Source organism: Desulfopila aestuarii DSM 18488 (assembly GCF_900143695.1).
GTDB lineage: Bacteria > Desulfobacterota > Desulfobulbia > Desulfobulbales > Desulfocapsaceae > Desulfopila > Desulfopila aestuarii.
This window is the reverse complement of record NZ_FRFE01000012.1, coordinates 22,025-42,695: the sequence shown is the minus strand read 5'-3', so window position 1 is coordinate 42,695 and position 20,671 is coordinate 22,025. Positions and strand designations below refer to the sequence as shown.

17 protein-coding genes and 1 tRNA gene are annotated in these 20,671 nt (G+C 50.2%); 14 read left to right on the top strand and 4 right to left on the bottom strand.

Features of this window, described 5'->3' with window-relative positions:
• Positions 1-47: 47 nt before the first annotated feature.
• Complete coding sequence (locus tag BUF15_RS12875; RefSeq protein WP_073614008.1) at positions 48-800, bottom strand: acyl-CoA dehydratase activase; 753 nt, start codon at positions 798-800, stop codon at positions 48-50.
• 420 nt (positions 801-1,220) lie between these two features.
• Here BUF15_RS12875 and BUF15_RS12870 point away from each other — a divergent pair, with 420 nt between their 5' ends.
• Positions 1,221-1,616 (top strand): hypothetical protein, encoded by a 396-nt coding sequence (locus tag BUF15_RS12870; protein ID WP_073613901.1) that lies wholly within the window; start codon positions 1,221-1,223, stop codon positions 1,614-1,616.
• A gap of 229 nt (positions 1,617-1,845) precedes the next feature.
• Here the strand turns inward: BUF15_RS12870 and BUF15_RS12865 are convergent, their stop codons facing one another.
• The 3 genes from BUF15_RS12865 to BUF15_RS12855 all read right to left on the bottom strand — a co-directional run bounded on the left by BUF15_RS12865 (position 1,846) and on the right by BUF15_RS12855 (position 3,752).
• Entirely contained in the window at positions 1,846-2,088 is a 243-nt protein-coding gene (locus BUF15_RS12865; protein WP_073613900.1) for a hypothetical protein, read from the bottom strand.
• A gap of 725 nt (positions 2,089-2,813) precedes the next feature.
• Entirely contained in the window at positions 2,814-3,560 is a 747-nt protein-coding gene (locus tag BUF15_RS12860) for a DUF6538 domain-containing protein (RefSeq protein ID WP_073613899.1), read from the bottom strand.
• Positions 3,561-3,662: 102 nt separating this feature from the next.
• A tRNA-Ser gene (locus BUF15_RS12855) sits at positions 3,663-3,752 on the bottom strand.
• 538 nt (positions 3,753-4,290) lie between these two features.
• Here BUF15_RS12855 and BUF15_RS12850 point away from each other — a divergent pair.
• The 13 genes from BUF15_RS12850 to BUF15_RS12790 all read left to right on the top strand — a co-directional run bounded on the left by BUF15_RS12850 (position 4,291) and on the right by BUF15_RS12790 (position 20,602).
• On the top strand, positions 4,291-4,737 hold the full coding sequence (locus BUF15_RS12850) for an Lrp/AsnC family transcriptional regulator (RefSeq protein WP_073613898.1): 447 nt from the start codon (positions 4,291-4,293) through the stop codon (positions 4,735-4,737).
• A 112-nt stretch (positions 4,738-4,849) separates the two neighbouring features.
• Entirely contained in the window at positions 4,850-6,130 is a 1,281-nt protein-coding gene (locus BUF15_RS12845; protein WP_073613897.1) for an aminomethyl transferase family protein, read from the top strand.
• 20 nt (positions 6,131-6,150) lie between these two features.
• A complete protein-coding gene (gcvH, locus tag BUF15_RS12840) occupies positions 6,151-6,546 on the top strand; it encodes a glycine cleavage system protein GcvH (protein WP_073613896.1) in 396 nt (131 codons plus the stop codon).
• Positions 6,547-6,550: 4 nt separating this feature from the next.
• Complete coding sequence (gcvPA, locus tag BUF15_RS12835; protein WP_073613895.1) at positions 6,551-7,885, top strand: aminomethyl-transferring glycine dehydrogenase subunit GcvPA; 1,335 nt, start codon at positions 6,551-6,553, stop codon at positions 7,883-7,885.
• Positions 7,882-9,339, top strand: coding sequence for an aminomethyl-transferring glycine dehydrogenase subunit GcvPB (gene gcvPB / locus BUF15_RS12830; protein ID WP_073613894.1), 1,458 nt, complete (start codon positions 7,882-7,884; stop codon positions 9,337-9,339). Before gcvPA ends, gcvPB begins: the two co-directional genes overlap by 4 nt.
• Before the next feature lie 3 nt (positions 9,340-9,342).
• Positions 9,343-10,032 carry a lipoyl(octanoyl) transferase LipB gene (gene lipB, locus BUF15_RS12825; RefSeq protein ID WP_073613893.1) on the top strand — a complete coding sequence of 230 codons (690 nt, stop codon included), beginning with the start codon at positions 9,343-9,345 and terminating at the stop codon, positions 10,030-10,032.
• The gene (gene lipA / locus BUF15_RS12820) at positions 10,032-10,928 is read left to right on the top strand and encodes a lipoyl synthase (protein ID WP_073613892.1); all 897 of its coding nucleotides are present in this window, start codon (positions 10,032-10,034) and stop codon (positions 10,926-10,928) included. The genes lipB and lipA overlap by 1 nt, the downstream gene beginning before the upstream one ends.
• Positions 10,929-11,200: 272 nt before the next feature.
• A complete protein-coding gene (locus tag BUF15_RS12815; RefSeq protein WP_073613891.1) occupies positions 11,201-11,809 on the top strand; it encodes a TetR/AcrR family transcriptional regulator in 609 nt (202 codons plus the stop codon).
• Between the two features lie 354 nt (positions 11,810-12,163).
• Entirely contained in the window at positions 12,164-13,558 is a 1,395-nt protein-coding gene (locus BUF15_RS12810) for a putrescine aminotransferase (RefSeq protein ID WP_073613890.1), read from the top strand.
• A gap of 139 nt (positions 13,559-13,697) precedes the next feature.
• Entirely contained in the window at positions 13,698-15,428 is a 1,731-nt protein-coding gene (locus tag BUF15_RS12805; RefSeq protein ID WP_073613889.1) for an aldehyde ferredoxin oxidoreductase family protein, read from the top strand.
• Positions 15,400-15,675, top strand: a complete 276-nt coding sequence (locus tag BUF15_RS12800) for a ubiquitin family protein (RefSeq protein ID WP_073613888.1) — start codon at positions 15,400-15,402, stop codon at positions 15,673-15,675. The genes BUF15_RS12805 and BUF15_RS12800 overlap by 29 nt, the downstream gene beginning before the upstream one ends.
• Positions 15,676-15,806: 131 nt before the next feature.
• Positions 15,807-17,309: a Na+/H+ antiporter NhaC family protein gene (locus BUF15_RS12795; protein WP_073613887.1), complete on the top strand. Its 1,503-nt coding sequence runs from the start codon at positions 15,807-15,809 to the stop codon at positions 17,307-17,309.
• Positions 17,310-17,650: 341 nt separating this feature from the next.
• Positions 17,651-20,602, top strand: coding sequence for a PEP/pyruvate-binding domain-containing protein (locus tag BUF15_RS12790; RefSeq protein WP_073613886.1), 2,952 nt, complete (start codon positions 17,651-17,653; stop codon positions 20,600-20,602).
• Positions 20,603-20,671: the final 69 nt, after the last annotated feature.

Here is a 20,671-nt window from a genome sequence, read left to right as displayed (position 1 = left end):
TTATCTTACAGGGAATATCGCTATTCCTTATTTTCTTAAAAGGTGGTTCAGGGCATCTCAGAGGACAGTAATGCTGCACCAAAGGCCCCGACAAATTGTGGTTCCTCAGGCACATGCACTACACGGTTCAATTTCTTAGCCAGCAGGGATTGCATGCAGGAATTTCTGGCAACACCACCGGTAAATACTACCTCCCCCTCGGGTGCGACCCGGTTGATCATGCTCACGGCCCTTCGGGCAACACTGCTATGCAATCCTAGAGCAATTTCTCTGCGATCCTGTCCCTTGGCGATCAACGACGTCACTTCAGATTCGGCAAATACTGTGCACATGCTTGAAATGTTAACGTCTTTTTTAGCTCCTAACGCTTGGTCGCCAAATGTCTCGATGGCAAAGCCCAAATTTTTCGCCATGATCTCCAGGAATTTCCCGGTACCGGCAGCGCAACGATCATTCATTTCAAATTTTTTTACTTTGCCGCTTTCAAACAACGAAATGGCTTTGCTGTCCTGGCCACCTATATCCAGTACGGCGAGGGCTTGGGGAAAGAGCACCAGAGCGCCCCTGGCATGGGCCTTGATCTCGGTTACGGTCTGTGCTTCAAAAACAAGTTCGAAAAGGTTTCTGCCATAGCCGGTGGCGATAGTATGATCCGGCCTGGCATCATTCATAATTTTTTTCACTTCTTCCATCGGATCGAAACCGGTATCCGCAATCCTTTTGAGCAGAATTTTGCCTGCGCTATCAACAACCACCAGCTTTATCGCCCGTGATCCAATATCTATCCCCGCAAACCTCATCTCAGCCATGCCTCGTATTTTGCTTATACTCACACCAACTGCTGCCGATAGCCTGCAGCAATTTTGCTCTCATCTTTCACTGAAAAAACATAACAAATGCACGACACTCTTATTGGTACAGTGCAATTTTGATAAATAGATCAATCCGATACCGTTTATAGTATTATTAAATAAATATCAACCTCATTAATGTGATAGATGCAATGCATTTAATCGGAAATTCCTATCGTTATGTAACCTATGTTACCAAATTAACACCAATGTATCGTTTCAATACAACACGTTGTGGTACTCGGTGGGCGGTTATTGGTCACCTGAAGCAAAATCAGAAAGAACTCCTCCGCGTAGGTTGCTGCTCAATTCATCAGGGAGATACAATGGAGGATGGAGACGGTTATCGGGGATGATGAACCTGTTTAAATGAAATCCGATGCGATGGAGAAAGGACAGTGTTGGGTGGAGAGGGAAATAAGAAACCCGCAACTCATGGATGAGTGCGGTTTTTGTGGTCTTTGTTGGATTTCTCTGAATCTTGATTTGGCGGAGAAGCAGGGATTAGAGCATTCGGCTCTTTGCCTTCTCGCATCTCACTGTTATTGTGCGACATCCTGCATTTACCCGCTGCACGTGTGGATAAAGCTTGTGGATAAAGAAATACCTCATGCACAAGGCTTCTGCACGTCATTTTTGTGGCTGAGAATGGTTGCTTTGAGAACGGGGAATGGAGCGGATGATACAAACTTCTTTGGCGGTTGGGGGCTGGGGGGGGAGCATCTGAACGGTGTGACGGAAGTGCAATGGAAAGCAACCAAATGAAAACTCCATGTTGTCAAAAACCTATACAATTTCAGTAAATACAGTGCACTACGGTCTCGCCTGTCTAAAGTCGGCTGAAGGATTTGCCAGTTTTTATTCATTCTTTGTGGCAAAGTTCTGGGACAATTTGTACACGGTCTCAACGCCGGATTCAAGACTTGATCGGAACGGTCATAAACCACATTGGATTAAATCGGGTTTTCCATTTCTTACTCAATGCTGATAACGTTCAAAAGTTTTCGGTGATCTTAAAGTAACCTACCTTTTTGAGCACGGTCCCGTCTTCTTTTAAGAATATTCGTGGATCGCTGGTGCGATTCACCTCTTCACCATCTTCAGTGTTAAGTGTAAAAACCTTACGTGCCGAAACGACCACCCCACTCTCATCTGCAATAATGTCCTGGAATACTATTACCTTTTGGTTATGGTGTGCTAAAGAAGTAACCTCGAATTGTCCAATTAGCTGTTTCATAAAGTGAAGTACCACCTGATTCTCACCTATGAGAAAATGCCATCATAGGCAGTGTTGGAATTATAAAAAGAGGAAGGATCAAAGGCAGACCCTTCCCCTAAGAAGAACATGAGGTTGATATGGCAGTATTAACTTCTGGTTCTTCTATCTCTTGCGGCTTTTGTCATCTGGAGGATGCAGGCTCAGGGCTAAGGACACTGAAGGTTGCGCCAATGAACAGCTTTGGAAGGTAAAGTATGAATATTGCTAAAGGAAGGAGTATTTGGAGCAGGACAGGTAGTAACCAGAACAACACAATCAACTGACTTATTTGATCCATGGCTTCACCTCATTTAGTAATGACCTTATATCGGCCCATTCATGAATGGAATAACTAAAGACAACCAGAAATGACAGTTATAAAAAGTCACCTAACATGCGATGGTTAAGATGACAATAGGCGAATATACGGAGTTCTGTGTAGGGAAATTCCTTACAAGAGACAAAACCAATGGTATTTCAGATTATTAGCGCTCATCTACAAATATGTAACATGCCGTTTTTGTGAATTTTTAGCATAGCAGAACCCCTTCATTCCTAACTCGCAGCACACTCATATCTTAACACTTGTCAATCTTCTGGCAAACTTCGTCAACTTGAGCAATCAAAAAGATAGGCTATACAAAATCGTCCACAGCTGAAGACGGTTTGTTAGCAATTTCCATTTCATGTCGGGTGATTACCTCTCATTTTTTTGACAAAAAATCTGAGTAAGTATATCGATGAAAGTGCGAGTGCTCTACATACTTTTCCACTACCTCAGTAAACTTGAGGGCCACCGTCTCCTTTGCTTGAACAACTGGTGTCGCCACTTTTGGAGAAACCTGCTCTTCCCTCAAAGCCGGTATCAACTCCTGGTCGGAGACGGAATAGTCACCCTGTGAACGCTTGATTCTGACGTTGAGAATCGACTGGAAGCCAACCATGAGTTCTCGGCTCAGGGACTTGTAAGAGTCACTCTCCGGGTCAATATCGATGTCATACTTGGCAAGCATCGTGTTGGCCACCGGGTGCAAAAAGGAATGGTCTTTGTTCCACAGCCACCTCTTCACAGAGATGTTAAGAGACTCTGCTTCCTTATCGTCCATGGCACTGTCACCAGTGACATAGAGGTTACTCATGGTGTGTTGACCCAATGCCCTGCACTTCTCGTCATCCTCAAGCGTTTGCTTGATGTACTCACGGACAAGCTGGTCTATCAGTTCTTTCGAAAACTCTGCCATGCTAATGAGTACCTTCACGAACAGTTGATGAATGTATGAGGCGATGCATCGGGCCCGATGCTTTGCCACTCGTAAAATTCCAGAGCGGAGAGAATACCTGAACTCTCTCTTGCCGACAACGGATTGCAGGTCAATCGGAATGCGTAATCTGAAGATGTCTCCGGAAGGGGTCTGGTACAGGTAGGAAGGGGTAGAAACGGAAAAGCCCATCTTTTAGTCCTCTCGTTGGTCATCTTGTGGATAACGTGAGTGGATAAAGACAGGTTCGTGGGTATCGATGTTGGATATATATCTCAATGATATCGATAGAATTGGCGGAGAAGCAGGGATTTGAACCCTGGGTGGAGTCACCCCCACAACGGTTTTCGAGACCGTCCCGTTCAGCCGCTCCGGCACTTCTCCGCAAGGCCTTAAGAGATACAGGCTCGCTGAAATTTTTTCAATATGTAAGAAAGTATATTAGTCCATGATCTGTAAAAAAATGCTACACAGGTGAAAGATATCCGCTAATTGAGTGCAGCAGCTTGTGCGACGCAATTTCCCGGCCATTAAACTTCCTACCGAATGAGGTTCGGTTTGCCCCGGCCTTTTTTGTTTTTTTTCCGATTTTACGCATCGTCCTGATTGCGCGTTGTAAAGATTAGCGAGCGGGGTTCAGGTGACTCGAATTGTGGTACTCGCACATTTATTTGAAGATACACGGGAAAAATTACGAGTGCCTGTAGATAGCTACAGAAAATGCAGCAAAATACTGCGTAATCCGTAAAAATATATGCTTTGAGTTGACAGTATCTTCAGTTTACCGTAATATTTTTTAGAAAGCATAAGTTGTGTAGGGCATGTCTGGCATATATTCTTGTGTAATCCATTGTTCCGTTTGGCATTTGCAGGAGTTGGCTCTTGATGTGTAACTGCTCGAATAGATGTTCTAGAGGTCGCCATGTATATCGATGAAATCAATCTGGCTATCATTCGCCATTTAAAAGACGGACGGGTTCCGTTTAAAAAAATTGCCGACGATCTCGGGGTTTCCGAGGGTACGGTGCGAACCCGGGTGAAAAAGCTGACGGACGAGGGAGTTCTCGATATCGCCGGTCTGGTGGACCCGGAAGCGATCCCCGATCTTGGAGTTGTGCTGGTTGGGGTCAAGGTCAAGGACATGGACCTGGTGAAAAAGGGTGAGGAGTTCAGCAAGCTGAAAGGTGTTACCTCGGTTTGCGTTGTCACAGGCCGCTACGACCTGATCGTCACCGTTCTCCTAACCAGGGATTTCACTATGCTCCGTTTTTATACTGACGAAGTCTCGACCATTGACAAGGTCCAGTCGGTGGAGAGTTTTGTGGTCTACAAGAGCTTTAACCTGAAGTTGCCGATGCCATTGACCTGAGAAATGCCTGGTGCGGTAATGATGGCAGAATGAAGAAATTCATCGAATCGAATGGCTGGTTGTCGCATCTTGCTCTGAGGTAAATAAAATTCTTGATAATGAGGATCACCCTATGGAAGAATTGAAGCGGACGGCGCTCTACTCCTGGCATGTTGAACATGGTGCCAATATTGCACCTTTTGGGGAGTATGAGATGCCGCTCTGGTACACAGGTGGCGCCAAGGCCGAGCATCTGGCAGTCATTTCCGGAGCCGGACTGTTCGACACCAGTCATATGGCAGTTGTAACAGTGGCAGGAGCGAAAGCGCGTGAGCTGATCCAGTACTGTTTTAGTAAGGATTTGGATCATTGTGTCGGTCTGAAGAAAGGTCCGCTGGTGATAGGGCGCTGTGTTTATGGCGTGTTCCTGAATCCTGACGGTACAGTTCTGGATGACGCCATTGTCTATCAGGTGGCGGAAAAGGGCTATATGGTAGTGGTGAATGCCGGTATGGGCGGCGCCATTGCTGAGCGGCTTGAGAAATATAACACAGACTATAATGCAGACGTCGATGATCTTACCGATCAGGTTGGCAAGATGGATGTCCAGGGGCCGGCGGCAGCGAAAATCGTGAAAAAACTGTTGGCTGACCCGGAAAAAGTTTTGGCAAACATGGCCTATTTTTCCTTTAAAGGTGGCTTCGCCGGAATCGATGCGGCAGAACCGGTCACTCTGGTCGACGGGACCTCGCTCATGCTATCCCGCACCGGATATACCGGGGAGTTTGGTTTTGAGATCTTTATAGACAAAGACGATTTTGTCAGGGTCTGGCAGGAGGTAATGGCAGCCGGAGAAGAATTCGGAGCACTGCCCTGTGGTCTTGCCGCCAGGGATTCATTGCGGGCCGGGGCGGTGCTGCCGCTCTCGCATCAGGACATCGGCAACTGGCTCTTTGGTGCCAATCCCTGGTTGTTTGCGCTGCCGTTTACCGATGACCAGAAGGGTTTCACGAAGAAATTTGTCGGCAGTGAGGCCGTAGCGGCTACAGGCAAGGTGCTTCATACATTACCTTTTGCCGGTTATGACCCTCGCAAGATAGTCGTCAGTGATGAGACATTTGTCACTGACATGGAGGGCAAAAATATCGGGCGTATCCTCACCTGCGCCACTGACATGGCGATTGGCAGGGTCGACGGCGTGATCTACTCCGTCGCCAGCATTACTGAGGACGGTTGCCCAGCAGCGTTTGTCCCGAAAGGTTTAAGTTGCGGATTTGTTCAGTTGGAAGAGGATCTTGCCCCCGGCACCGAGGTGATTCTCACCGATGGCAGGAAAAAGAAGATAACGGTTGAGATCAGGGCTGATGTGCGTCCGCGGAGAACCGCGCGCAGGCCGATGAAGGAAATGCTGTAACAACCATTAGGAGGATGGCCATGAAAGAGTTGAACGAGTTGAACCTGCCCGCAAATGTCCGCTACACCGAAGATCACGAGTGGGCCAAGATTGTCGGCAGTACTGTCAGAATTGGTGTCAGTGATTATGCCCAGGATCAGCTGGGAGATATCGTCTTTGTTGAATTTCCAGAAGTTGGCGACAGCTTTGAACAGGGTGAGGAGTTCGGTTCCCTGGAGTCGGTGAAAGCGGTTTCGGAACTCTATCTGCCGCTCAGCGGCGAGATCGTGGCGATCAATGAGGATCTGGCCGATTCGCCTGAGCTGATCAACGAAGATCCTTATGTCAACTGGATCGTGGAAATCAAACCCGCCGACAAGAGCGAGTTTGAGGAACTCATGAACGCTGAACAGTATATGGACATGCTCGAGGGATAAAGCTATGCGCTATTTGCCCCACACAGAGGAAGAAATCGCCGAAATGCTGGCGACGGTTGGCAGTGACAGTCTCGAAGGGCTCTTTGACACCATTCCTGCAGACTGCCGTATGACCGGTGAAATAGAGCTGCCCCCGGCAATGACCGAGTGGCAGCTTGACGATCATATGGCCGGTATCAGTGCCCAGATGAAGGTAACTACCTGCCATAAAGTGATGGTTGGCGCCGGTATCTATCACCATTTCGTGCCGGAATCGATCCGTACCCTGGCCTCGCGCTCGGAATTTTTAACGGCCTACACCCCATATCAGCCGGAAATGGCGCAGGGCACCCTGCAGGGAATTTTTGAATACCAGACCCTGACTGCCAGACTGCTGGGCATGGATGTGGCCAACGCCTCGATCTATGACGGCGGGGCGGCGCTGGCTGAGGCGTTGTTGATGGGTCTTCGGATCAACAAGAAGCGAAAAAAAATCGGGGTATCCAAGGGGATTCATCCCCATCATCGCCAGGTGGTTCGCACGTATCTGCAGGCCACCGAGTTCGAGATCGTTGAGTTGCCGATTGGTGCAGACGGTCGTACCGACTTGGGTGAGCTGGCCGACCACGGTGAACTGGCGGCGGTGGCGATCCAGTCACCGAACTTCCTTGGCGTGATTGAGGATCTCACCCAGGCAGGTGTTGCCATTCACGAAACCGGCGCAATCTTCATTACTTCTTTTACTGAGCCGCTGGCTTACGGGCTGGTAAAAAATCCGGGTGAGTGCGGTGCCGATATCGTCTGCGGTGAAGGCCAGAGTCTTGGGCTGTCGCGATCATTTGGCGGGCCTGGACTCGGGATGTTTGCCTGTAAGGATGCCTTTACCCGCAATATGCCGGGACGGTTGGTGGGCGAGACGGTAGATCGGGACGGTCGGCGCGGCTTTGTCCTGACCCTTTCCACCCGTGAGCAGCATATTCGCCGGGAAAAGGCGACCTCCAACATCTGCTCCAACCAGGGCATCTGCGCTATGATGGCCGGTATGTATATGGCTTCGCTTGGCGGTACAGGCTTGCGTGAGCTCGCTCAGCTGAATTTTTCAAAAGCTGAATATATGAAAGCCGAGCTGAAAAAGGCGGGTGCCGAGATCGTTTTTGACTCACCGACCTTCAACGAGTTCCTGGTTAGGTTTCCGAAAGACTTTGAAACGACCCGAAAGAAACTCTTCGATGAGGGTATTGTCGCCGGCCTGAAAGTCGGCAAGTATTATCCACAGCTGAAAGACTGCTATCTCTTCTGCACCACGGAGACGGTGACAAAAGCGGATATCGACAAGGTCGTGCAGGAGGTGTCGCGATGAAAACAGCACCCGGAGCTTCCGGTCTGATCATGAACGAGCCGCTCCTCTGGGAGAAAGGCAAAAAAGGCAGGAAGGGGATGTCTATTCCCGCAGCAGACGTGCCGCTGGCAACACCTGAGGCGGCGCTGGCAGGGGCTGGGCCGGACTTTCCTGACTTAAGCGAGATCGATGTCATTCGTCATTATACCCGGTTGTCCCAGTGGAACTTCGGGGTCGACACCGGCCTCTATCCGCTTGGTTCCTGTACTATGAAGTACAACCCGAAAACCAACGAAAAACAGGCGGCCACCCCGGCTATCGCTGCGGCACATCCGATGCTGGATGATGAATATGTCCAGGGTACGCTCAGGATCATGTATGAGCTGCAACAGTATCTGATCAACATCACCGGTATGGCGGCGGCGACCCTGCAGCCATCCGCAGGTGCCCAGGGCGAATTGACCGGTATGCTGATCTTCGATGCCTACCATAAGAGTAAGGGCAGCAAGCGTAACAAAATCCTTATTCCGGATACAGCACATGGCACTAACCCGGCGTCTGCCGCTCTTTGCGGCTACAAGCCGGTGCCGGTCGCTTCCAATGCCGAGGGCATGCTCGACGTGGAGACCGTTAAGGCCCTGATGGACGAGGAAACCGCAGGTATTATGGTCACCAATCCCAACACCCTTGGTCTCTTTGAGGAGAACATCCGGGCGGTGGCGGAGATTGTCCATGCCAAAGGCGGTCTGGTTTATGGTGATGGTGCTAACATGAATGCCATCATGGGCATCGTCGATCTCAGCAAATGTGGGGTCGATGTGATGCACCTGAACCTGCATAAAACCTTCTCGACTCCTCATGGCGGCGGTGGTCCAGGCGCCGGTCCGGTCTGCGTGGTGGAAAAACTTGCACGCTTTCTGCCCATCCCCCATGTAAAAAAAGATGGCGATACCTACCGGCTGGACTGGGATAACCCTGACTCCATTGGCCGGGTGCATGGCTATCATGGAAATTACGGGGTGTTGGTCAAAGCCTACAGCTATATCCTCAGCATGGGCGCGGCTAACCTGAAGAAGGCCAGCCAGCTGGCGGTTCTGAACGCCAACTATATCAAGGAACGGTTGAAGGGTGCCTTACATCTGCCCTATGACCGGCCCTGCATGCATGAGTGTGTCTTCTCTGACGAGAAGCAGCATGAGCTGAAGGTTGCAACCCTCGATATCGCCAAGCGGCTGATCGACTACGGTTACCATCCGCCGACGGTCTATTTCCCACTGGTGGTCCACGGCGCCATCATGATCGAACCCACCGAGACGGAATGCAAGGAGGATATCGATCAGTTCATAGATACCATCCTGCTGATACTCCAGGAGGCAAAGGAGAACCCTCAGTTGTTGTATGATGCTCCGGTGATGGCTAAGCGCAAGCGTCTTGATGAGACTCTGGCTGCCCGTAAACCCTGTCTCTGCGGCTAGGTTATGCAGGCCGCACTTTGCGACCTGGGACTCATTGAGTACCAGGTCGCCTATAACCTTCAGACTCGCCTGGTCGAGCAGCGGCGCCACCTCGGGCCGGGCAATGACACCTTTCTGGTGGTGGAACATCCCAGCGTCTACACTCTTGGCCGTCGCGGCGGCCGGGAGTTCCTGATGGTCTCCGAAACCTTCCTGGCTGAGAAGAATATCGCTGTTGTGCCCATCGAGCGGGGTGGGGTAATTACCTATCACGGTCCTGGCCAGCTGGTCATTTATCCCATTATCCATCTCAAACAGGCGGGACTCTCCGTCGCTGACTATGTATCGACACTTGAAGAGTTGATGATCGCACTAGCCGCTGATGTGGGCGTTGTTGCCGCACGCGACGAGCGCAACCACGGGGTCTGGGTTGGCAACAATAAGCTGGGCTCAATCGGCATCGCCATTCGGCACGGAGTGAGCTTTCACGGTCTGGCCTTAAATGTTAACCTCTCACTTGAACCGTTTGGTTGGATCAACCCCTGCGGCCTCACCGGAGTGCGGATGACCTCGCTGACGGCAGAGACGGGGGCGGATGTTTCAATGTCTCAAATAACTGCTGGTCTCCAGAGTCATCTTGAAAAGCTCTTTCCCTTTTCTTTTCACAAAATCGCGCCGGACCAACTGGATCCGACGGATGAGGTACGCAACTAATGGCAGGATGCAATCACGGAAATATCACAGTGGGTAAGCCTCGCTGGCTGCGACGCAGTCTTCCCACCGGTCCAGAATATGAGAAGATGCGGCAGCTTCTGAAGCGGAGCCATTTGACCACGGTCTGCCAGGAGGCCCAGTGCCCGAACCAGTTCGAATGCTATTCTGAAGGTACCGCCACTTTTATGATTTTGGGTGACCGATGCACCCGCAACTGCCATTTCTGCGCTGTCGAGCATAAGCCACTGACCTTACCTGACCCCGAAGAGCCTGAGAGGGTAGCCGAGGCGGTGGATATCCTGAAACTCCGTTATGCGGTCATCACCTCGGTGACTCGTGATGATCTGAGCGATGGCGGTGCTTCGCTATTTGCAGAAACCATTCGGGCTGTCAGAAAACGGCGGCCAGAGACACTCATTGAGGTGCTTATCCCTGACCTGCAGGGCAATTGGCAGGCGCTGGCTGCTATTGTTGATGCGGCGCCGGACGTGCTTAACCACAATATGGAGACGGTGCCGTCCCTCTATCCCCGGGTGCGACCGGAGGCCATTTATGAACGGTCGCTGGCCTTATTGTCCGAAGGGAAAAAACTCAATCCACAACTGCCAACTAAATCGGGCATTATGGTGGGACTTGGCGAGACGCGAGACGAACTGGTGCGGGTCTGGGATGATCTTTTGACGGCCGGTTGCGATATTCTAACTCTTGGCCAGTACCTGCAGCCCTCCAAAAATCACCTGCCGGTGGAACGCTTTGTCGAGCCGGAAGAATTTGCCCAATTGCAGGACGAGGCTCTGGCCCGTGGTTTTGCCGGTGTGGCAGCAGGCCCTTTTGTGCGCAGTTCCTACCAGGCCGAAAGCCTTTACCGGAAAGTGCGGCGACAGCTGGCCGGCTGATTGCTTATCGTATTCTTCGGCGCAGGCTTTTTATCTATTTTTCTTCACACAGTGTAGTCAAATCTCGTGGGCATATTGATGATAACATCAATATGCCCATGTTTGCATTTCGGATATCATTGCATGGAAGAAGATGGAATGATCTTTTGGATAGTATCCTCTTGTCATTGCCTAACCGTATCTGCCCTTTTCTCCGTCGATATTTTTGTTGACAAGAAAAACTTGGCAGAATATTTAACAGACTGATCAATCAATTCTGTGCAAGGATTCTCATGAAGAGTAGAAAAAACCTCAACGCAGCCATGCGTAAGCCTGAAATCCTCGAAGGGTACTATAATGTCCTGATTCGGGAAGGCCTTGAGAATACTTCTATCAGCAAGATCGCAAAAGAACTGGGTATTCATACAAGTCTCATTTTTCATTATTTTCAGAACAAGGAAAACCTGACGTTTGAACTTGTACAGCTGATGATTGAAAAATTCAAATCTGCCCATCTCCTTGTTTTTGAGGATATCGAGGACCCTAACGAGCGATATGCGGCCCTTCTTGATCTGATTTTCTCTCTACAATGGTCGCGAACTGTGGATCCTGGTGTACATTTTGGCTTTTATTACCAAAGTTTCAGGGATCAGCGGACATTAGAGCATCTGCAAGGGATGTTTGCCTGGTTACGCGATTATATCGAAGAGCAACTTGTTATTTTTAATGATCACGGCATAATTACAGTGCAGGAGCCAAGAAAGGCGGCAGATTATATTGTGACCCTTATGGAAGGTATGGAATTTCACTCCCAGTTCTTACGGGATGGCAAGCCGTTTGAGGACTTTTCAGAGAGCGTGAAGACCTCTGTTCGCGCGCTGCTGGCTTCAGGAGTTCTGTAGCGCAAATTTTTACATAATTATTGATTGATCGATCAGTTAATGAATGAGTTTTCCCATGACACTCTAGGGTAAGAGGACAAGAGCCACCTTGTTGCAAGCCTTCGTAGGAGAGAGTGCGGGAGAGTGTAGAAAGACAGTTTGAGATGCTCTTCTATGGGCCACTATATACTGATCGATCAATAAAATATAAGAAACTCGCCGGGAGACGGCAAGGTAAAACTCTAGATTATTGGAAACATTGAATATCGATGTTTCTATGCAGGCCCCACACAACTTTCAATGCTCTTTGTGAGCAACCCTCCAGGCTGAGTCGTTCGGCCGGAGATACATCATCAACCAGAGAGGTGCAAAATCATGACATTGGAACCCGATACAATTCCCACGACGATACAGCCTTGTGATCGCAACGTTGATCTTGCACGCCAGGAAGCACAACGGATGGTCGATCTGATAACGACCGTCGAAGCTGAGGTCAGTGACGAAGATCGTCGCTGGGTGGCGCAGACTACCTACCAGAACTTTGCGAATCACATCAATAAAGGTTTCCTGGAATATCGGAAGTCGGTGACGGAGACCAATGACTTTGCACTTACCGATTGGTATGGCGAAGGCTCTATGCTCCGTGACGTTCTTGGTCGCGAATATATCGACATGCTTGGTGGTTTTGGACTCTATTCAGCGGGAATACGGCATCCGAAAATTGTTGCTGCTGTCAAGGCCCAGCTGGATCGAAGTCCACAGTACAGCCAGGAGATGCTTGATCCTCTTCGGGCGCATCTTGCTCGCGTAATCGCCAAACTTACTCCAGGTGATATCCAGTACGGTTTCTTTGCCAACAGTGGTACGGAGGCGGTCGAGGGTGCGATGAAGCTCGCGAAGCTCTATACCGGCCGTAAAGGTTTCATTTCAACACTCAGTGGTTTTCATGGCAAGACTCTGGGCTCTTTGTCGCTCATTGGCAAGAATGTCTATCGTGAGCCGTTGCTGCCTCTGCTGGAGGGTGTGCGCCAGGTTCCGTTTGGCGATGCAGATGCGGTGGAAATGGTGCTCAAGAGTGCCAAAATGGTTGGTGACGGTATTGCCGGTGTAGTCGTTGAGCCGATCCAGGGTGAGGCGGGTGCTGTTGTGCCGCCTAACGATTACTGGCCAAGGCTGCGTGAAATTTGTGACAAGTACGATACCCTTCTTATCGCCGATGAGGTTCAGACAGGTTTTGGGCGAACCGGGAAAATCTTCGGTGTCGATCACTGGGATGTCACCCCTGATATCATGTGTTTTGGCAAAGCACTTGGTGGTGGCGTGGTAGCCATGTCCGGTTTCTTCTCTACCGCCAAGATATGGAAATGTATGGAACCTAATCCATTCATGCACACCACCACCACTGGTGGCAATCCCCTGGCCTGTGCTGCCGCCCTTGCCAATGTCACCGTTATGCTTGATGAGGATCTGCCGCGTCAGGCCGCTGAAAAAGGTGAATACATTAAAAGCAAGTTCAAGGTGCTGCAGGAGAAATATCCGCAGATCCTTCAGGAATTCCGTGGAAAAGGTTTACTACTCGCTATGGTCTTCCCGACCGATGAGATTGGCTACAAGGTTGCCTCCGGCTTGTTCAGCAGAAAAGTGCTGACCGCTGGCACTCTGACCAATGCGCGCTCCATCAGGATTGAGCCGGCACTCACAGTTTCCTATGAGATCATTGATGAGATGTTGACCCGAGTGGCGGATACGTTTGCGAGCATCGATATCTGAGATAGAGGTGTTTTTGCCACGCCCCTGAGTGATACTTCGGGGGTTTGGCAATCTGTGGCAGCGGCTGCGTCAGACATCTCAAGGATTATAGCAGGAAAGGGAATTTCATTTCCAAAAACGCATTCGTAAGGAGAAGAAAATGCGATTTCTACGAGTGAATATGACAGATCTGAGTGTCAGGACTGAGGTGGTGCCTGAGATTTACCGGGAACTGGGAGGGCGGGCCCTGACTTCCATCTTGGTAAATGACGAGGTTCCCGCAACTGCCGATCCACTTGGTCCAGAAAACAGGCTTGTCTTTGCACCGGGCTATTTCACCGGGACTACCTTGGTGAATACCAGCAGGCTTTCGGTGGGCGGAAAAAGCCCTCTGACGGGCGGGATTAAAGAGAGCAATGTCGGCGGAACGGTAGCGTTTGCCCTGGCGAGGCTTGGTATTGTCGCCATCATCCTTGAGGGCCAGATCCGGGATGAGAGCAACAGCTATCTACTGTTTATCGATCAGGACGGCAAAGCCGAACTGCAGGATGCCTCTCATGTTCGAGGAATGCGCACGTACGCTTTGGTGGATCAACTCAAGCAAACGTTCGGCGATAAAAAGAGTATCACCTGTATCGGACCGGCAGGGGAGATGAAGCTGCTTGCCGCTTCCATACAATCGACGGATCTGGACGGCCGGCCATGCAGGGCAGCAGGCAGAGGTGGCCTGGGGGCCGTTATGGGCTCGAAAGGGTTAAAGGCACTGGTGGTGGATCGGGGAGGAAAAGCGGTTATCGAACTTGCCGATCCGGAATCTTTTAAAAGTGCGGCAAAATCCTATGCCAAGGCAGTGCGGGAAGATGAGTTCAGCGGCCAGATTCTGCCGGAGTTAGGGACGGCTGTCCTGGTTGAGCCCATCAATGCTGCCGGAGCGTTTCCGACCTGTAATGCAAGAACTGGCCAGTTTGCCGGGGCGGAGAAAATCAGTGGCGAACGTCTTGCGGCGATGATCAAGGAGCGGGGCGGCCAGGCAACCCACAAAGGATGTGCGCAGTGCATTATTGACTGTTCGAACGTGGTGGTTGACAAGAAAGGCGACTATGTCACCTCCTCACTGGAGTATGAGACCATCTGGTCCATGGGTGGAATGATCGGCAACGATGATCTTGATTCCATCGCAAAGCTCGATTTTCTCTGTGACGACATTGGCCTTGATACCATTAGCACCGGTGTCGCTATCGGTGTTGCCATGGACGCCGGTTATCGGAAGTTTGGCGACGGGGCCGCCGCTATTGATCTGCTTGAAGAGGTTGCCAAAGGTTCGGAAATCGGCAGGGTAATCGGTAACGGACCGGATGCTGTCGGCAGATATTTCAACCATGACCGGGTGCCGACTGTGAAAGGGCAGTCGATTGCTGCCTATGATCCGCGTGCCATTCAGGGGATGGCGGTAACCTATGCTACCACGCCGATGGGCGGTGATCATACGGCCGGTTGGGTTGTTGCCCAGAATCTTGAAGCTTTTGGTGGGACGATTAACCCGCACGGAGCGGAAGGACAGGTTGAGCTTTCACGTAATTCCCAGATTCACATGGCTGCGGTTGACAGTGTCGGAATCTGTGATTTCGCACAGTCGGGCCTCGCCACGCCTGAAGGGATGGCAAATGTGCGAACGATGTATGCTGCCCGCACCGGGAAACCATTTCCCGAGGAAAAATGGCCGGAATTGGGGGAGCGGGTAATCCGGGCTGAGCGTGAATTCAACCGTAACGCGGGATTCACTGCCAAGGATGACAGGTTACCGTCGATGTTCTACACCGAGCCGCTTCCCCCCTATAACGTGGTGGTGAAAGTGACGGACGATGAAATGGATACAACTTTCCCGTTTTGATCAGGCTATGCAGGTTCGGGTGAAATTGCTTGGCATTTTGCCTTCGTTTTATACTGGTCCGTATACGGAGGCAGGGCTTGATCTCGATATTCCTACCGGTTCAACCATCAAAGATCTGGTTGAAATGCTAGGAATACCTCGGGAGCGTGTAGCGATTGTGACCATTAATAATATGCTCGCAAGGGCTGGAGATTGTATTCCTGAGGATGGAATTATCAAATTGATGCACTCTATCGCAGGGGGGTAATGGTACAGTTCTTCACCTGTTACAAAACAGCAAAGTTAAATCAAATGAGAAGCTACAAAACATTATGGAATGCTGAGATGAGGAAAAAGTAGTACATACACAATTAATCCACCTCCACGGAGAGAGCGCACATGAGTACTATCATAACTGAAAGTACCCCCATTACAGGTAGCCTGGAAAGCAAGACCGCTTTGCAGCGCTCTGTTATCGAGTATCTGGTTCTATTCAGCTTTTTTGCCCTTGTAGGTTATTTTGTGCCTGACGATGAGACAACGTTAGGTGTTTTTTCAGCGCTGCCGTCTTTGTTTCTGCTTGCGTTTATTTTTTATACCAAACGTATTCTCGAAGGTCTTACGCTTGCGGCACTTCTGGCCTTTATTATGGCCGACAAGACCGCTTTCTTCGGTCCGTTAAACGAGACCCTGACTGAAGTACTCACCGATGGGGATACACAGTGGTTGTTTATTGTCTGTGGCCTGATGGGAAGTATCATCGCTCTTATTGAAAAAGCTGGTGGCGCCCAGGCCTTTGGCGACTGGGTTGCCAAGCGTGCAAAGACCAGAAAAAGTACTCTCCTCTGGACCTGGATGCTAGGAGTGGTGATATTCATCGACGATTATCTCAATTCCCTTACCGTCGGATCCTGCATGGCTCCTATTACTGATAAACATGGGGTCTCACGTGAGAAGCTTGCCTACATTGTGGATTCAACCGCAGCCCCAGTATGCGTACTCATCCCTATCTCTACCTGGGCTGTGTATATCGGTAGTTTGCTGGAACAGTCCAATGCCGTCCCTGAAGGGGAAGGCATGAAGATGTTTATCCAGACAATTCCATACAATATCTACGGCTGGGTAGCGGCTCTTATTGTTCCTCTGGTTATTCTCGGACTCATTCCAGTGTTCGGGCCTATGAAGGCCGCGGAAAAGCGTGCCCAGGAGACGGGAGAGCTGGCTCCTCCAGGGTCTGCGAAGATTGACATTAAAGGCGGGCAAAAGACAGAAATCACGGCAAAACCAAGAATACTGAACTTCTTTTTACCTATTATCATTCTGGTCGCTTCCACCATATATTTCGATATCGATATGCAGATGGGAGTTCTCACCACGGTCGGCTTAACATTCGTGCTTTACATTTTCCAGGGTATCATGACCCCGGAAGAGTTTTTTGACTGCTGCGTAGTGGGCATCAAGCATATGCTCTTTCCGTTGCTCATGGTTATCTTGGCCCTTACCTTTGCTAACGTCAATGAGAAGATTGGTTTCCTCACCTATGTGATCGAGACGGCCAGAACTTTTATGACCCCAACCATGCTGCCTGCAGTTGTTTTTATTGTGCTCGGTATCACTGAATTTATTATGGGCTTGAGCTGGGGTATGTATGCTATTGCCATTCCGATAGTAATCCCCCTGTCAATTTCTATTGGAGCAAACCCCCTTGTGGCAGTTGGTGCTGTTTGTTCAGCAGGAGTTTTCGGTAGCCATATTTGCTTCTATTCCGATGCGACCATTCTCAGTTCCGCTGCTTCTGGCTGTGATAACTATCGGCATGCTGTTACCCAGATGCCTTTCGGATTCCTCGGGGCGGCCATTTCGCTCGTGGGATTTATCATAATTGGTATGCTAGGTATCTAAAGGGCCTGCTTATGTAGTCCGCAAAAAAGCTTTGTACGAATTGTGGGCTATCAGCTTGACCATTTGGGTTGTTCCAGCTTCATGAGTTTGGAACAACCCATTTTTATTGGTAGAGAGTTGAAGGTTTGACAGGATAGCATTCGACATCCTTCCCTGGGTTCTGTAATCTCATGTAGAGTGATGCTTCCGTCAATACCCCACTGACAGGAGTCGAGAAATTGCCATGCCGCAAAGGTGTGGGGGAGATAGAGATTTTTAAAGATCGCCAGCCGTCGGCGATTTAGCCCCTGTGCCTGGAGGTTACAGCGCATTTCTCAATACTTCCAACTGCAGAGCGAACTATGATTTCAGCTCACCAGAAAAAAATCAGCTCTCGTTTCAAACTGTTTCATGAACTGATGCCGACCAAGGTCCGGCATATCATGTTGATAAGTACCTCCTATGAAGCCTGGATTATGGAGGAAGATAGCAGGATCTCTGAACAGATTGTCAATGAATACCGGGGACTCAATCTCAGTCATCCTCCCCGGCTTACCTGGGTCTCTTCACTGGCTGAGGCTCTGGAAATGTTTACTGTCGGCTTGTTTGATCTTGTCATCAGTTTTTCCCGCACTATCGATGACAATGTCTTGCAGCTCGGAGCAGAGATCAAGAAAATCCGACCCGGCACACCAGTGGTGTTACTGTCCCATCAGGAACTATTGCCGGAGGCCGGCCCTGCCCTGCAGGAATATTCCCGCTCGTTTGATCGGGTGTTTTTCTGGTCGGGACAAGCTGAAATTCTCCTCGCTATTGTCAAAAGTGTTGAAGATCAATTCAACGCCGTGCCGGATACCACCACTGCAGGAGTCAGGGTGATCCTTCTTGTGGAGGATTCGCCATATTACCTTTCCATTATGCTGCCCCTCCTATACAAGGAACTGGTGGTGGAGACCCAGGCGGTCATTGAAGACAGCTTGAACGAAGAGCATCGGCTGCTCTCGATGCGGGCAAGACCGAAGATCCTCATTGCCCATTCCTATGAGCGGGCCCTCGACCTCTACGAGCAGTTCAAGCCCTATGTGCTCGGCGTGATTTCGGACATGCGTTTCTACCGAAATTACATGCTGAATGACACCGCCGGTTTCAAGTTGCTCAGCCATATCAAGCAGGACCGATTTGACATACCGCTTTTGCTCACCAGTTCGGAGCCCAAAAATGGTGCATGGGCCGAGCAGATTCCCGCCATGTTTATAGATAAGAACTCGCCGGGTCTCCAGGAGATGATCAGGACGTTTCTGGTTAATTATCTTGGTTTTGGCAATTTCGTGTTCAGGATGCCGGATGGGACGATCTACGATCAGGCGGAAAATCTCTATGCCTTGGAAAAGAAACTCGAAACGATTCCAATCGAGTCTTTTCTCTTTCATGCCCGTCACAACGATTTTTCACGCTGGTTCTATACCCTGGCCGAGGTGGAGCTTGCTTCCCAGGTGCGGCCTCTTCGTGAATCGACCTTTACCACTGCAGAGAATCATCGGCGGCATCTTATCGACATGATAAGGGAAAAACGAATTAAGCGGCAGCGGGGTGTAATTGTTAATTTTGACCGATACAGTTTTGATCCTGATACAAATTTTGCAAAAACGGGTAACGGCTCACTTGGTGGCAAGGCTCGTGGGATCGCTTTTTTCTCCTCGCTTCTGGAGAAAAACGGTGAAAAACTCCAAACACTGGAGAAAATAGAGGTCCTGGTCCCACAGACCCTGGTGATTACCACCGACATTTTTGATGAATTCGTCAGGTTGAACGACCTGCAGGGAATGGTCAGCGAAGATCTGCCGGATGAAGCGGTCATGGCCATATTTCAGGAGACGGTCTTCCCGGGTGAGTTGCTTGACCAGCTAACCTATTTTCTGCATGAGGTGACCTATCCCCTGGCAGTCAGGTCCTCCAGTATCCTTGAGGATGCCCAGTTCAAGTCGTATGCAGGATTGTACCATACCTGCATGCTGGCAAATGATCATCACGACTTCAACTTCCGGTTGACCCAGTTACTCAATGCCATTCGCCGGGTGTACGCTTCCACCTATTTTCAGGCGCCAAAAGCTTTTACCAGAAGGGTTGGCAGTCGGACAGAACTTGAGAAAATGGCGGTGATTGTCCAGCGGGTTGTGGGCAGCAGGTATGGAAATACGTATTATCCCGCCATCTCCGGGGTTGCCCAGTCTCTCAATTACTATCCTTTTGCAGGCATGAAAACTGAAGATGGCATTGTCAGCATGGCTCTCGGGCTCGGCAAATCGGTCATGGAAGGAGAGAAAATTCTCCGCTTTTCCCCTCGCTCGCCCCAGGTTCTGCCGCAGCGCTCAACGGTGAAGGATATTTTAAATAATGTCCAGCAGCACTTCTACGCCTTGTCCATGGACCGGCAGGGAGATACGCCGGAGGCAAGCGATGCTGCAACCCTGATAAAACGGTACGTAACGGATGCAGGCCAAGATTTTCCCGTACGGTTTCTGGCGAGCAGTTACAATCATGAGGAGCAGAGAATCCGGGATAGCTTTATTGATAATGCTGTTCCTGTTCTGACATTTGCCTCCATTCTCAAATACAAGGCCTATCCTCTGGCCGAGGCGGTTGCCACGTTGCTGGAAATTGGTGCTGCTGGGTTGGGATGTCCGGTTGAGATTGAATTTGCGGTCGATCTTCCATCAAACACCAGTGAAAAGGCGCGGCTGGCAGTGTTGCAGATCAGACCAATGAGTGCGAGAGAAGAGATGCTTGAGGTCGATATTTCTCCGGAGGAAATTCGGCGAGCCTTTTGTGTCTGCCATCAAGCGTTGGGGAATACTGATAATTGTACCATGACTGATTTGGTCTATGTCAAACCAACCGATTTCGACCCGGCAAGAACGGTTGAGATTGCAGGAGAGTTGGCAAAATTCAACAGCGCCCTTATTCAGGCTGGCCGGAAATACATCCTCATTGGTCCTGGTCGCTGGGGTTCGGCCGACCGATGGCTGGGGATACCGGTTGGCTGGGCTGATATCGGTGGCGTTGGGGCCATTGTCGAGACGGTACACCCACTCCTGAAGGCCGACCCGTCACAGGGCTCGCATTTCTTCCACAACATTACCTCGCTTGGAATCAATTACTTCAATATCGGCCGTAACGGCACTGACCGGTTTGATATCGAATCGTTGGCGTCACGACAGATTGTCGAAGAAACAACGTATGTACAGCATATCCGGCTCAAAAGAGCTATACGGCTCAAGGTCGATGGCCGGACCCGTACGGGGATTTTGTTGTGATACCGAATTGATACCGGAAGCGATGTCACCTGGCCTGAGCAGGCATACCTGGCATGGCCCAGGACAGCA

Bases quoted from the DNA above. Each gene is read 5' to 3' on its own strand.
- BUF15_RS12875 (WP_073614008.1), bottom strand. From the start codon at position 800: ATGAGGTTTGCGGGGATAGATATTGGATCACGGGCGATAAAGCTGGTG.
- BUF15_RS12870 (WP_073613901.1), top strand. From the start codon at position 1,221: ATGAAATCCGATGCGATGGAGAAAGGACAGTGTTGGGTGGAGAGGGAA.
- BUF15_RS12865 (WP_073613900.1), bottom strand. From the start codon at position 2,088: ATGAAACAGCTAATTGGACAATTCGAGGTTACTTCTTTAGCACACCAT.
- BUF15_RS12860 (WP_073613899.1), bottom strand. From the start codon at position 3,560: ATGGGCTTTTCCGTTTCTACCCCTTCCTACCTGTACCAGACCCCTTCC.
- BUF15_RS12850 (WP_073613898.1), top strand. From the start codon at position 4,291: ATGTATATCGATGAAATCAATCTGGCTATCATTCGCCATTTAAAAGAC.
- BUF15_RS12845 (WP_073613897.1), top strand. From the start codon at position 4,850: ATGGAAGAATTGAAGCGGACGGCGCTCTACTCCTGGCATGTTGAACAT.
- gcvH (WP_073613896.1), top strand. From the start codon at position 6,151: ATGAAAGAGTTGAACGAGTTGAACCTGCCCGCAAATGTCCGCTACACC.
- gcvPA (WP_073613895.1), top strand. From the start codon at position 6,551: ATGCGCTATTTGCCCCACACAGAGGAAGAAATCGCCGAAATGCTGGCG.
- gcvPB (WP_073613894.1), top strand. From the start codon at position 7,882: ATGAAAACAGCACCCGGAGCTTCCGGTCTGATCATGAACGAGCCGCTC.
- lipB (WP_073613893.1), top strand. From the start codon at position 9,343: ATGCAGGCCGCACTTTGCGACCTGGGACTCATTGAGTACCAGGTCGCC.
- lipA (WP_073613892.1), top strand. From the start codon at position 10,032: ATGGCAGGATGCAATCACGGAAATATCACAGTGGGTAAGCCTCGCTGG.
- BUF15_RS12815 (WP_073613891.1), top strand. From the start codon at position 11,201: ATGAAGAGTAGAAAAAACCTCAACGCAGCCATGCGTAAGCCTGAAATC.
- BUF15_RS12810 (WP_073613890.1), top strand. From the start codon at position 12,164: ATGACATTGGAACCCGATACAATTCCCACGACGATACAGCCTTGTGAT.
- BUF15_RS12805 (WP_073613889.1), top strand. From the start codon at position 13,698: ATGCGATTTCTACGAGTGAATATGACAGATCTGAGTGTCAGGACTGAG.
- BUF15_RS12800 (WP_073613888.1), top strand. From the start codon at position 15,400: ATGAAATGGATACAACTTTCCCGTTTTGATCAGGCTATGCAGGTTCGG.
- BUF15_RS12795 (WP_073613887.1), top strand. From the start codon at position 15,807: ATGAGTACTATCATAACTGAAAGTACCCCCATTACAGGTAGCCTGGAA.
- BUF15_RS12790 (WP_073613886.1), top strand. From the start codon at position 17,651: ATGATTTCAGCTCACCAGAAAAAAATCAGCTCTCGTTTCAAACTGTTT.